The 13,110-nt window shown below is 54.5% G+C and carries 12 protein-coding genes; 1 reads left to right on the top strand and 11 read right to left on the bottom strand.

Annotated elements, in window-relative coordinates:
• Window positions 1-75: 75 nt before the first annotated feature.
• Window positions 76-561, bottom strand: a complete 486-nt coding sequence (locus tag ACT3T7_RS03155) for a YajQ family cyclic di-GMP-binding protein (RefSeq protein ID WP_444630070.1) — start codon at window positions 559-561, stop codon at window positions 76-78.
• Window positions 562-776: 215 nt separating this feature from the next.
• Between ACT3T7_RS03155 and cobO the strand changes: the two genes are divergently transcribed.
• Complete coding sequence (cobO, locus tag ACT3T7_RS03150; protein ID WP_444630069.1) at window positions 777-1,376, top strand: cob(I)yrinic acid a,c-diamide adenosyltransferase; 600 nt, start codon at window positions 777-779, stop codon at window positions 1,374-1,376.
• Window positions 1,377-1,462: 86 nt separating this feature from the next.
• Here the strand turns inward: cobO and ACT3T7_RS03145 are convergent, their stop codons facing one another.
• The 10 genes from ACT3T7_RS03145 to tsaE form a co-directional block, all read right to left on the bottom strand.
• Window positions 1,463-2,761: an adenylosuccinate synthase gene (locus ACT3T7_RS03145; RefSeq protein ID WP_193053829.1), complete on the bottom strand. Its 1,299-nt coding sequence runs from the start codon at window positions 2,759-2,761 to the stop codon at window positions 1,463-1,465.
• On the bottom strand, window positions 2,761-3,954 hold the full coding sequence (locus ACT3T7_RS03140; protein ID WP_172116284.1) for an ATP phosphoribosyltransferase regulatory subunit: 1,194 nt from the start codon (window positions 3,952-3,954) through the stop codon (window positions 2,761-2,763). The genes ACT3T7_RS03145 and ACT3T7_RS03140 overlap by 1 nt, the downstream gene beginning before the upstream one ends.
• A 184-nt stretch (window positions 3,955-4,138) precedes the next feature.
• Window positions 4,139-5,035 carry a protease modulator HflC gene (gene hflC / locus ACT3T7_RS03135; protein WP_444630068.1) on the bottom strand — a complete coding sequence of 299 codons (897 nt, stop codon included), beginning with the start codon at window positions 5,033-5,035 and terminating at the stop codon, window positions 4,139-4,141.
• On the bottom strand, window positions 5,036-6,310 hold the full coding sequence (gene hflK / locus ACT3T7_RS03130) for an FtsH protease activity modulator HflK (protein WP_444630067.1): 1,275 nt from the start codon (window positions 6,308-6,310) through the stop codon (window positions 5,036-5,038).
• A gap of 126 nt (window positions 6,311-6,436) precedes the next feature.
• On the bottom strand, window positions 6,437-7,747 hold the full coding sequence (gene hflX, locus ACT3T7_RS03125; protein ID WP_444630066.1) for a ribosome rescue GTPase HflX: 1,311 nt from the start codon (window positions 7,745-7,747) through the stop codon (window positions 6,437-6,439).
• 37 nt (window positions 7,748-7,784) lie between these two features.
• A complete protein-coding gene (gene hfq, locus ACT3T7_RS03120) occupies window positions 7,785-8,033 on the bottom strand; it encodes an RNA chaperone Hfq (RefSeq protein ID WP_009099947.1) in 249 nt (82 codons plus the stop codon).
• 150 nt (window positions 8,034-8,183) lie between these two features.
• Window positions 8,184-9,122: a tRNA (adenosine(37)-N6)-dimethylallyltransferase MiaA gene (gene miaA, locus ACT3T7_RS03115; RefSeq protein ID WP_172116280.1), complete on the bottom strand. Its 939-nt coding sequence runs from the start codon at window positions 9,120-9,122 to the stop codon at window positions 8,184-8,186.
• Between the two features lie 75 nt (window positions 9,123-9,197).
• Window positions 9,198-11,129 (bottom strand): DNA mismatch repair endonuclease MutL, encoded by a 1,932-nt coding sequence (gene mutL, locus ACT3T7_RS03110; protein WP_444630065.1) that lies wholly within the window; start codon window positions 11,127-11,129, stop codon window positions 9,198-9,200.
• Window positions 11,130-11,137: 8 nt separating this feature from the next.
• Window positions 11,138-12,613 carry an N-acetylmuramoyl-L-alanine amidase gene (locus tag ACT3T7_RS03105; protein WP_192526306.1) on the bottom strand — a complete coding sequence of 492 codons (1,476 nt, stop codon included), beginning with the start codon at window positions 12,611-12,613 and terminating at the stop codon, window positions 11,138-11,140.
• Window positions 12,607-13,101 carry a tRNA (adenosine(37)-N6)-threonylcarbamoyltransferase complex ATPase subunit type 1 TsaE gene (gene tsaE / locus ACT3T7_RS03100; protein ID WP_444630064.1) on the bottom strand — a complete coding sequence of 165 codons (495 nt, stop codon included), beginning with the start codon at window positions 13,099-13,101 and terminating at the stop codon, window positions 12,607-12,609. The genes ACT3T7_RS03105 and tsaE overlap by 7 nt, the downstream gene beginning before the upstream one ends.
• Window positions 13,102-13,110 lie beyond the last annotated feature (9 nt).

Genomic DNA, 13,110 nt, shown 5'->3' with positions numbered 1-13,110 from the left:
ACGATGGTTGCGAGTAGACAAAAAGAGTGGCAAAAACGGGGCAGCGCATAGACACCGCCCTACACGTGATAAGGCTTAATCGCGGAAATTATCAAACTGCAGAGGTAGTTCAGGCCCCTCTTCACCCCGTAAAAGCGTCATGACGCCTTGTAAGTCGTCACGTTTTTTCCCGGTCACGCGAACTTTTTCACCCTGAATTTGCGCTTGGACTTTAAGCTTACTCGCCTTGATACGCTTTACCACATCCTTGGCTTCTGCCGCATCAAGCCCCTGCTTCAAAACGACTTCCTGACGCGCCTTCACCCCGGAAAGCTCGGGGTCTTGAATATCCATGCAGCGCGCATCAATGCCTCTGGCAATTAACCGACCGCGCAGTACATCCAGCATCTGCTTAAGTTGAAAATCGACCTGGGCCTCTAGCTGCACTTTTTCGCCTTCAAGGGCGAAGCTTGCGTCAACGCCTTTAAAATCAAAACGCGACTGCACTTCACGATTCGCCTGGTCAACGGCGTTAGACGCTTCGTGCTGATCAAATTCCGACACAATATCAAAAGAGGGCATGGCATTTTCCTGGCAAGTTATGATGGGTTATTTTAGAGCAGTAAGCTCCCTATCGGCCAATTCTGTTATTGATTAGCCACAAAAACCTCGATTCCTACGGAAAAGCTTAACAACTGTATAAATTTTATTCACATTTAAGCTATCATCACGGCATTGCAAGCTCTATATGGCGTAGGCTAGAAATCTTCATGCAGCCTTTTAAGAGGAAAGTGACGGTGAAAGACCGCGATACACGCCATAAAGCGTCGATGGAAAAACTCAAAGCCCGCGTGGATGAAAAAGTAGCCAGCGCCACAGAACAACGCGGACTACTGCTGGTGAATACCGGAAATGGTAAAGGCAAGACCACGGCCGCCTGGGGCACCGTCACCCGCGCGTTAGGCTATGGCTATAACGTGGGGGTTATTCAGTTTATTAAAGGCTTATGGGAGTGTGGCGAACGCAACCGTTTGGAAGATGACCCTAATCTTGACATAGCAATTATGGCGACGGGCTTTACCTGGGACACCCAAAACCGTGAAGCCGACACTCAAGCCTGCCTGGCCGTTTGGAAAGAGGCTGAGCGCATGCTGGCTGACCCAAACACTTACCTGGTCGTGCTGGATGAAATTACCTACATGCTCAAGTTTGGCTACCTGGATATCGCCACCGTTAAAGCGGCGCTTGAAAATCGCCCCAGCGAGCAGACAGTAATTATTACGGGGCGTAATGCGCACCGAGAACTGATAGCCATGGCGGATACCGTCACCGAAATGCAGGAAGTTCGCCACGCCTTTAATAATGGCCTACAGGCACGTCGTGGCATTGATTTTTAATCAAGATTTACCAAAAAGGGGCGCCAAGGCACCCCTTCTCATACACCCGACGATATTCTCAGCGAGTGTTATTCGACGACAGCGGATTATTCGCCGTCAAACGGATTGCGCAGTACGATGGTTTCAACACGGTCTGGACCCGTTGAAATAATATCGATACTGGTGCCCACCTGCTCTTCCAGGAAACTGATGTAAGCGCGGGCATTGGCCGGTAAGTCGTCGACGTTTTTAGCACCCAGCGTCGACTCTTTCCAGCCTGGTAAATCCTGATAAAGCGGCTCTATGGCTTCGTAGCCTTCAGAATCAACCGGGTTGTCCAGAACGTCACCATCTTTACTGCGATAGCCCACGCACACCCGAATATTTTCCAGACCATCGAGCACGTCAAGCTTGGTCAGGCAGATGCCGGATATGGAGTTAATTTGTACCGCATGACGCAGGGCCACAGCATCAAACCAACCGCAACGGCGTGGACGACCCGTGGTGGCGCCAAATTCGTGGCCACGCTCAGCCAGGTGACGGCCATGGTCGTCGAACAGCTCAGTGGGGAACGGTCCTGAACCCACGCGCGTGGTATACGCTTTGGTAATACCCAGCACATAATCCAGGTAAAGCGGGCCGACACCAGAACCCGTGGCCGTGCCGCCAGCCGTGGTGTTGGAGCTGGTAACAAACGGGTACGTACCGTGGTCGATATCCAGTAGCGAGCCTTGGGCGCCCTCAAACAGAATATTTTCACCCGCCTTGCGCAGGTCGTGAACCATGCTCACGGTATCGCATACCATCGGACGAAGCTCATCAGCCATTTGCATGGCGCTGTCCAGCACTTCCTGGAAGTCGACGGCGGGTTCACCGTGGTAATTAACCAATACGAAGTTGTGGTAATCCAGCACTTCGCCCAGTTTGGAGGCAAACCGCTCCCGATGAAGCATATCGCCCAAGCGCAAGCCACGGCGTGCCACTTTATCTTCGTAAGCCGGACCAATGCCTCGACCCGTTGTGCCAATCTTGGCAACGCCACGGGCTTTTTCGCGGGCCTGATCAAGGCGCACGTGGTAAGGCAAAATCAGCGGGCAGGCGGGTGAAAGGCGCAGGCGCTCACGCACCGGCACACCTTTATCTTCAAGCTCGCGGATCTCTTTGATCAGCGCTTCAGGCGAAAGCACCACCCCGTTGCCGATTACGCAGGTTTTACCCGGACGCAGGACACCCGACGGAATGAGATGAAGCACCGTTTTTTCACCGTCGATTACCAGCGTGTGGCCCGCATTATGGCCACCCTGGAAACGCACTACCGCCGCCGCTGACTCGGTGAGCAGGTCAACAATCTTGCCTTTGCCTTCATCACCCCATTGGGTGCCCAGGACTACGACATTCTTACCCATTATGCACTCGTCTCTTGTGTCAGGGCCGTTGTCTGCCAACAGCCATCGATAAACTCAAGACGGCGGTCACACTTGTGCTCCGCCGGCCCAGTACGCTGCCCAGGCAGCGCTTGAATAACGCGTTCTCCCTGCTCTCGCAGTGCAACTATGGCAGCGTTGAGAGACTCTTCCTCTTGGGCAGGTGCCCAAATGGCGCCGTTGCCTGGCGATGCCAAGGCCAATGATGCCAGTTGCTTTAAATCCATCGAAAAACCAGTAGCCGGACGTGCACGCCCAAAGGCGCGCCCCGTATCATCATAGCGGCCACCCTTTGCAAGCGCATGGCCGTAACCTGGCACATAAGCGGCAAACATCATGCCTGTGTGGTATTGATACCCACGCAACTCGGCAAGATCAAAATAGAGCGACACGTCAAAGCGAGCCAACACGCCCTGATACAGCGCACTTAACTGATCAAGCGCGGCGGTTACAGAAGCCGGGGCACCTGCAAAGCGCTCGCGTGCTTGCTCAAGTATGCTGGCGTCGCCGTGCAACTCGCCTAGCGCCATAAACATATCGGCCAGTACCGGGTCGCTGACGCTTGCGTTAACTTGCTCCGCCAATTGTCCCGGCGACTTGAGTGCCAGTGCCTCAAACAGCGTGCTCTCCTGCTCATTATTAAGCGCGGCAGCGTCTACCAAACTACGATAAATGCCGATGTGCCCAAGAGCCAGATGTATTTCACCTGCGCCTGCGGCTTTTAAACTGGCGAGCGCCAAATGAATGATTTCACTATCGGCCTCTAGCCCAGCATGGCCAAACAGTTCGACGCCGACCTGAACAGGGCTGCGTCCGCCCTGATGCTGATCAGCTTTAGCGCGCAGTACGTTCGTGCAGTAGCACAACCGAACGGGCCCTTGGCGTTTGAGCGAGTGGGCATCCATACGCGCCACCTGCGGCGTGACATCTGCCGAGGCGCCCATCATACGGCCGGTTAATTGGTCTGTTAGCTTAAAGGTTTGCAGATCAAGGTCGGTACCGGTACCGGTCAACAAGGAGTCTAGAAACTCCACCGGTGGTGGCATGACCTGGTCATAGCCCCAGCAATGATAAAGATCAAGCAGCGCGCGGCGCAGCTCTTCCATGCGGCTTGCCTGAGGCGGTAGCACCTCATCCATGCCGTCGGGCAACAGCCAGCGGTCAGCGATGGTCATGTAAACAATCCTGCAAGACGATGAAGGCCCTGGAGTCGATGAATACGCGCTTGACGCATTAACGTTAAATGAGGGCCACAAAAAAACCGGGCGACGCCCGGTTCAATTAAGTCTACCACGTTTGCTCAAGGGATGAACCCCGCCATGCGTTCTGCTTCATGGCAAAGTTCACCTCTATGCCAACTTACTCTTCTTCGCCTGCTTGCCCGTTAGGATTAGCACTGCGCAGGTAACGGAAAAAGTCGCTGCTGGGGTCTAATACCAGCATATCACCGTCGCCCGAGAAGCTGTCGCGGTAAGCATTCAAGCTACGCCAAAAGGAGAAAAACTCCTGATCCTGGCCATACGCTTCAGAAAAGATACTGGCCGCCTGTGCATCACCTTCACCGCGCAGCGTCTCTGCACGCTCATTTGCCTGAGCGATAAGTACGTGGCGACGACGGTCAGCATTAGCGCGAATCCGCTCAGCTTCCTCCTGCCCCTGGGCACGCCATTCGCGGGCTTCGCGCTCACGCTCAGAACGCATCCGTTCAAAGACTGCCGCTGACACGTCTTCAGGTAAATCAATACGCTTGATGCGAATATCGCGGATAGCGACACCCAGCTCATCACGCATCAGGCTGTCCAGCTCTTCGGTAGGACCAATCATCAGGTCATCACGGCGCTCGGCAATGATTTCCTGCAGATTAAGACGGCCAAACTCGTTACGTAAGCTCTCGTCAACACGCGGCTGAATAAGGCGGATCGCCATCATTTCATCGCCCGCCGTTGCCTCGTAGTAACGGGTAGGATTAACCACCTGCCATTTAACGTAGGAGTCGACGATAACCGCTTTTTGCTCAAGCGTCAGATAACGACTGGTATCAGTATCCAGCGTCAGCAGGCGCGTATCAAACTTATGGATCGTTTGAGCAATCGGTATTTTGACATGCAGGCCAGGCTGAATATTCTCTTCAATAACCTCACCAAAGCGCAGTTTTACGGCACGCTGTGTCTCATCAACAACATACAGCGAATTACTTGCCAACCACGCGACAACGGCCAAGCCACCAACGATCAGCAGGGATCGATTATTAATCATTTACCGGCCCTCCCTGCGAATAGAGCTACTACCTGAAGATGAAGAATTCGTCGTTTGGCTTCCACGTAAATTTTCTACAACACGCGGATCCAACTCCTCACTGCCTGAGCCACTGTCATTAGCGCTTGATGCGCTATTGCTGCGCCCGCTATTGCCACGCATTTGATCAAGCGGCAGATACATTAGCGGTGCATTTTCGCTTACATCCATGAGTACCTTGGGTGTACCGCCATAGACGCTTTCAAGCGTATCCAGGTACATCCGCTCACGCATTACCTCTGGCGCATTTTGGTACTCTGTTAACAAGGCATTGAAGCGATTCGCTTGACCCTGAGCTTCAGCCACTACCGACTCACGATACCCTTGGCCTTGCTCAACCACGCGTTGGGCTTGACCCTGAGCGGCCGGGATAATGGCGTTAGCGTAAGCCATGCCTTCGTTAATGGTACGCTGGCGGTCTTCGCGAGCACGAATTACATCATCGAATGCGTCGATAACCGGCGCAGGTGCGGAAGTCGACTCAATGTTAATGGTTTGTAAACTGATACCCGCTCCATACGCATCAAGATAGGACTGCAAGCGGCTAGCGACCGAGCTGCCCAGGATTTCACGTCCTGAGGTCAGGATATCGATCATGTCTGTGCCACCTACAACGTGACGCAAAGCAGAATCAAGCGCATTTTCCATGGACAGTGCAGGATCACGCACATTGAGAACAAAATCTTGCGGATTTGCGACCTGGTACTGCGCCGATATTTCCACTTCCACGATGTTTTCATCGCGCGTCAGCATCGCCTGGGTTTGTGACACAGAGCGAACGCGCGTGACATTTACCATGCGGACATCGTCAATCAATGGCGGATTCCAGTGAAGACCCGGCCCAACAACGCTCTGGTACTCACCAAAACGTAAAACAACGCCACGCTCAGACTGATCCACCAGATAGAAGCCGGAGGCTGCCCAAATCGCTAGCGCAACCACAACTAAAAGGCCCGGCAATGCAAGCGTATTACGTGGCTTACCACCACCGCTTCCACTGTTCCGCTTGTTTCCATTGCCTTTTTTACTGCCGCCGCCCAGCATGCCGTTCAGCTTGTCTTGAAACTTCTTGAGCGCTTCATCAAGGTCAGGAGGGCCTTGGTTATTACCCCCATTGTTCCCGCCCCGATTACCGCCATCGTTGCCACCACGGTTATCACCGTCGTTGCCACCCCGTCGACCACCACTACTCCATGGGTCGTGCTGGTTGCCACCACCAGGCTCATTCCAGGCCATACTTCGTCTCCACTAAGGTGCTCATCTACGCATGGCATGCCTTCGGCAAGTTCCATGCGCTTTATTGAAATTATTGCTATATCAAACTGTTATTACCATCCCTTACACGAGTAGAAAAGCAAGGACCTACCACTCGTCAACTTCACGTAATGCTACAGGCAAATAGGTGTTAGCGCGCTCACCCAGCTGCGCCATTAATTGGTTAAAGTCGCGACGCGGCAGTCGAACCTCTAATACAGAGCGCCCCTGCTCATCAAATGCTTCCTGACGCACGGCGTTTAACTCATGAAGTCCTGCCCGCAGCTTGCCCTGTTCTGGCGTCAGTGTCAGCGAAAATCCGATGACATCGCCAGCCAAGCGCTCAGTAAGCGCTTCATGAAGTAGCTCAAGACCTTGGCCTTGTTGAGCAGACAACCACACCACTTCAGGCACGCCATGCCCATCACGCTCAATACGCGGCGCGCTATCAAGCTTGTCGATTTTATTCATTACCTTGAGAACCGGCACACTATCGGCGCCAATCTCTTTCAATACGTGCTCTACCTGGTCAACGTTTAGCTCGCGATCAGGGTCGGCTGCATCAATCACATGCACAAGCAAGGTGGCTTCCGCTGCCTCCTGAAGCGTCGCCTGGAACGCCTCAACAAGCTTATGGGGCAAATGCCGGATAAACCCTACTGTATCCGCCATCACCACCGGGCCCACGTCTTCGATCTCAAGGCGCCTCAGCGTCGGGTCCAGCGTTGCAAACAATTGGTCAGCGGCATACACATCGGCATTGGTTAACGTATTAAACAGCGTCGATTTGCCTGCGTTGGTATAACCGACCAGCGACACACTGTGGATTTCCGCACGTGCACGGGCGCGGCGGTTCTGTTCACGCTGGCTACGTACTTTATCCAATCGCTTGTTGATTGACTTAATACGTCCTCTTAATAGACGGCGGTCGGTTTCCAGCTGCGTTTCGCCGGGCCCACGCAAGCCAATCCCGCCTTTTTGGCGCTCAAGGTGCGTCCACCCACGCACAAGGCGAGTAGACATATACTCTAGCTGAGCAAGCTCGACCTGCAGCTTACCCTCATGGGTTCGTGCCCGTTGCGCAAAAATATCGAGAATCAGACCAGTACGGTCAAGGACTCGGCACTTGAGTTCTTTCTCAAGGTTGCGCTGCTGGGAAGGACTTAAACTATGATTGAAGATCACCAGCTCCGCCTCATGAGCCGCGAGCATGGCTCGCAACTCTTCCAGCTTTCCCGAACCCACAAAGGTTCGTGAATCAGGGCGCTGACGACTAGCGGTGAGCAGCGTCGCGGGCTCTGCACCTGCAGAGCGCACGAGCTCTAAGAACTCACCCGGGTCTTCACGTGCTTGTTCGTCATGAAAATCAACGTGGACAAGAACTGCCGTTTCACCGGCTTCTGGGCGTTCAAAAAACAATCAATACCTCGAGGACTCTATTGCTCATCCAGCGGTGTTAAATATCCGCATCAGGCGCGGCCGGGTCTTGTGCCGGCAAACGCACATTGCGCGAAGGCACCACCGTGGAAATAGCATGTTTATAAACCATCTGACTAACGGTGTTACGCAGCAGAATAACAAACTGGTCAAACGATTCGATCTGGCCTTGAAGCTTAATGCCATTTACCAAAAAGATGGAGACCGGAATGCGCTCTTTGCGCAAAATATTCAAGTAAGGATCTTGAAGGGACTGCCCTTTGGACATGTTGCTCTCCCTAAACTGTCGTTGGGGTTGGTTGTTAAATGGCGTGCCCTACTGGTGCTACGCCGCAATCTATTTGCCCGAAAGGCCCGTGTGGTTGAAAGCGCCCTTCGGCTACTCAAAAACACACGCTCACGAAACCACTATCTTACGCTAAGCACCGCTTTCACGCACGAATTTCAGCGTCTTATCCACCACGTCCAACTGCTGCGAATCAATCCAGGTAAGATTAGACCAGCTTCTTAACCAGGTTAGCTGACGCTTGGCGAGCTGGCGAGTAGCAATTACGCCGCGCTCCTTTAAGACAGCATAGTCGTACTCACCGTTCAGATACTCCCACACCTGACGATACCCTACGCTTTTCATGGCGGGCAGTTCCAGATGCAGGTCACTACGCTTTTTGAGGGCGGCCACCTCATCTATCAAGCCCTCCTCAAGCATAGCGGCAAAACGTTTTTCAATACGTGCGTGTAAAACACGTCTGTCGTCTGGCGCCAACGCAATGGATAGCACGCGCCAAGGGAAAGGCGCTGGCTGCTGCTCACCCCATAGCTCACTCATTGAGCGCCCACTGGCGTAATAAACTTCGAGTGCGCGCATTAAGCGTTGAGGATCATTAGGATGGATGCGCTGCGCCGACACAGGATCCACATCCATCAGTTTTTTATGCAGCGACTCCAGGCCTTCACTTTCACGCTGTTTGGCTAGCTGCTCGCGAATAGCGGGGTCCGCCGCAGGCATATTTGCGACCCCTTCAACCAGGCGCTTGTAGTAAAGCATGGTGCCGCCCACGAGCAGTGGCACCTTGCCCGCTGCGCTGATTTGCCGCATCTCACTAAGCGCATCTTCTCGAAAATCAGCGGCTGAATAGGGCTCTGCAGGATCACGCAGATCTATTAACCGATGGGGTGCACGGGCAAGCTCAGCAGCACTGGGCTTAGCACTACCAATATTCATACCGCGGTAGACCATTGCGGAATCAACGCTGATTAGCTCATGCCCTAGCCGCTCGTGCAGCGCGATTGCCGTATCGGTTTTTCCGGCCGCCGTGGGACCCATTAAAAAAATCGCCCAAGGGCGTGTATCAGCCATACCGTGGCAAACTCCGCCAAAAAATAACAGGGATTAATTCAGCCAGCCGCCACTTGGCAACATCTGGCAGCACCGCTACTGTCCGCGCAAGAACAACCGATCAAGCGCTTTTAGGTTCATTTGTGTCCAGGTAGGCCGACCATGGTTGCACTGATCGCTACGCTCGGTGCGTTCCATATCGCGCAGCAATCCATTCATCTCTTCAATGGTTAGCCGCCGATTCGCGCGCACGCTACCGTGGCATGCCATGGTGGAAAGCAGCTCATGAATACGTGTTTCTACCTGGTGAGTGCGCCCAAAACGGGCAAGCTCTTCAAGCATTTCACGCACCAGCGCTTCCGGGTCAGCCTGGGCCAAAAGCGCGGGTAACTGGCGCACCAGCAGCGTTTCCGGCCCTGCAACATCCAGCTCAATCCCCAATTGAGAAATGGCTTTCTGCTCGCTTTCTGCCGTTGCCACTTCCGTGCGGCTGGCGGCAAGCGATACGGGTACCAACAGCGGCTGTGTATCAATGCCACTGGCGGCTGCCAGCTGATTTTTCATCCGCTCGTAGACAATGCGTTCATGGGCGGCGTGCATATCCACCAGCACGAGCCCCTGGGTATTTTGCGCAAGAATATAAATCCCATGCAGTTGCCCCAAGGCAAAGCCTAGCGGCGGCGCACTGGTCGGGTCACTTTCAGGCATTACCGCAGGTGCTTCGCGCACCTCGCTGACAGACTGGTGACTACCAGCCCATGCACCCGGCGGCTGCGGCGTAAGCAGCGTATCCTCATGATTAGGGTGCAAGGCCTGATAGCCCTGCATAAAGCGGCGTACTTTTTCAGCCCCCGGGTGACGGTCAGGCGCTTGGGAAAGCGCCATGCCCTGCTGCTGCCACCGGGTAGAATCAGTCTGCTCAGGTTCAGCAGTGGCACCATTCACGCCTTCTGCTGAATGCTCCGAGACATCACTGGTATCGCCATCACTTTCTTGCGCTGGCTTAGACGTCGCTAGGCAGTGGTGCAGACTTGAGTAGAGAAAATCATGCACCATACGCCCATCACGAAAGCGCACTTCATGCTTGGTGGGATGAACATTCACGTCGACCACATCAGGGTCCAGTGTCAGGTAGAGTACAAACACAGGATGGCGGCCGTTATAGAGCACGTCCCGATAGGCCTGGCGCACGGCATGGGCCACCAGGCGGTCACGCACCACACGCCCGTTAACGAAAAAATACTGCTGATCGGCCTGAGAGCGTGAATGTGTGGGCAAGCCCACCCAACCGCTTAGGCGCAGACCACCAGCTTCGCGCTCAATATAGCGTGCATGCTCAATAAAATTCTTACCCAGCAGCGAGGCGATACGCCGCTCCTGAGCCGCCGCCGCATGCCCAGCAGGTAGCTGGTGAACTACCTTCTGGTTATGACGGAGCACCCAGGTGATGTCGTAACGCGACAGTGCCTGACGCCGAAAGGCCTCTTCCACATGGGCAAACTCGGTCTTTTCAGTACGTAAGAACTTACGCCGCGCAGGCGTATTGAAGAACAAATCACGCACCGCAACGCTGGTGCCTCGTGGGTGTGGTGCAGGCGTTACTCGCGCCTCCATCTCTCGCCCTTCGGCCACCACTCGCCAGCCGGTTCGCGGGTCTTCTTCCGCATTGGAAACAAGCTCCAACCGAGAGACAGAGCTTATTGAGGCCAGCGCCTCGCCACGAAACCCCAGAGAACTGACGCCCTCCAGGTCCTCAAGGCTTCCGATTTTACTGGTGGCATGACGTGCAAGCGCCAGCGGCAAGTCCTGCTCACTAATACCGATGCCGTCATCGCGTACTTTAATTAATCGCGCACCGCCCTGCTCGATCTCAACCTCAATGCGCTGACTTCCCGCATCAATGGCATTTTCAACCAACTCCTTGGTTACCGACGATGGACGTTCGACAACCTCCCCCGCGGCGATTTGGTTGGCCAAGCGGGGATCGAGTACATGAATACGTGACGGCAAAGAACTCGACTCGGACACCAGACACCTCAAGAGTTGGGAATACGTAATACTTGGCCCACACGAATAACGTCGCCATTCAAATCATTAGCTTGGCGCAGCTGGCCCACTGGCACACCGTGGCGCAGCGCAATCGAAGAGAGCGTATCGCCTGACTGAATGCGGTACTCATTCCCCGTAGGCTGGCGATGATTATCGCGCTGCCAAGCAAGCAGGCTCGCCGGTGGCGGGTTACGTTCAAAATGCGCGTTTAACCCGGAAAAAATAGCATCCGCAAGCCCCTGCTGGTGAACGGGATCACGCAGTCGACGCTCTTCACTGGGGTTGGAAATAAAGCCAACCTCAATCAATAGCGAAGGAATATCAGGCGATTTAAGTACCATAAAACCGGCCTGCTCGACGCGAGATTTATGCAGCCGATTAATCCGCCCCAACTGCTCAAGCACCTGCCCGCCAATAGACAGAGAATCGTTCAGCGTGGCGGTCATGGTTAAATCAAGCAAAACGCCGCGGAGTACTTGATCCTTATCACGCAGCGAAAGGTTGCCATCCACCCCGCCAATCAGATCAGCGCGGTTTTCGCTGTCGGCAAGCCACTGGGCTGTTTCTGACGTAGCGCCACGCTGCGAAAGCGCGTATACCGAGCTGCCCTCGGGGCGCGGACTGTTAAATGCATCGGCGTGAACCGACACAAAGAAATCGGCCTTTTGCTCACGGGCAAGCTGGGTACGTTGCCGCAGGCCAATGTAATAATCGCCATCACGAATAAGCACCGCTTTATAGCCCGGCTTGGCGTTGATTTGCGCAGCCAGTCGGCGGCTTATATCCAGCACAACGTCTTTTTCTCGCGTACCGCCAGGGCCAATAGCGCCTGGGTCTTCACCGCCGTGGCCAGCATCAACGGCAATAATAACATCGCGTTGGGGGTGCGGCTGGGCGGGCTGAACTTCGGCCGACTCAGGGCTTTGCGTTCCAGGCGACGCCTGACTATCCGGCAATTGAGCCTGAACATCGTTTCGCTGCGCCAGCATTTCCTGATCACGAATCATCGCTTCTATCGGATCAATCGGGTTTTCAACGGCACTCTCGCCAGGATACTCAAGGTCTACCACCAAGCGGTGACCATATTGGTCATTAGGCGGCAACACAAAGTGGCGCGGTTCCACTAAGCGATTGAGTTCCAGCACCACGCGCAAACCACCCCCATCCCGCGGCCCGGTCCGCACAACCTCAATCGCGCTGCCATCTAGCGGCAATGTGGAGGCATCCGTTTTTAGCTGGCTCTCCTCCAAATCAATCACCAAGCGCTCGGGGTCCGACAGGGAAAAAACATTCGCCTGAGTGACGCCGGAAAGATCAAATACCAGCCGCGCGTGGTCGGGGGCGGCCCATAACCGCATGCTTTCAACATCAGCGGCCTGTACAGAAGAAACGCTCGCCATTAGCGCCATCAGCCCAGGCATGAGATACCGGGCCAGGCCGGTGAATTCGTTGCTAGTTACCATGAAGTGGCACCGTCTTCTGACTGCTTAAACGATTGTCTTGACTGCAGCCCATTAAGGACGCACTCACCGTACTCACTGAGTGCGTTCAACGTCGCCTCGCGCCCTGCACCCGCTACCGTAAGTGATAAGAAAATATCGGGAGCTGGCAGCCATCCCTCGCCGCGACTTGGCCACTCAACAATACATAGAGCGTCGTCCGCCAGCACATCACGACCGCCGATAAACTCAAGCTCCTCAGGGTCAGATAAACGATAGAGATCTAAATGATAAATGCGCTGTGTGCCCAGCTCATAAGGCTCCACGAGGGTATAGGTAGGGCTTTTGACTGCCCCCAGATGCCCATAAGTCCTTAAAACTCCACGTGTTAATGTCGTTTTACCGGCGCCCAGGTCACCTTCCAGGTAAACACGCCCACGCCCCTGCAATGCACTTCCCAGCGCTTCACCAAAAGCGACCTGCGCTTCTTCATTTTCCAATTGCACCTGCATGTGGGCTGC

The organism is Halomonas sp. 111 (assembly GCF_052379685.1).
Lineage (GTDB): Bacteria > Pseudomonadota > Gammaproteobacteria > Pseudomonadales > Halomonadaceae > Vreelandella > Vreelandella citrativorans.
The sequence above is the reverse complement of the archived record's forward strand: the minus strand, read 5'-3'. Positions and strand labels throughout refer to the sequence as shown.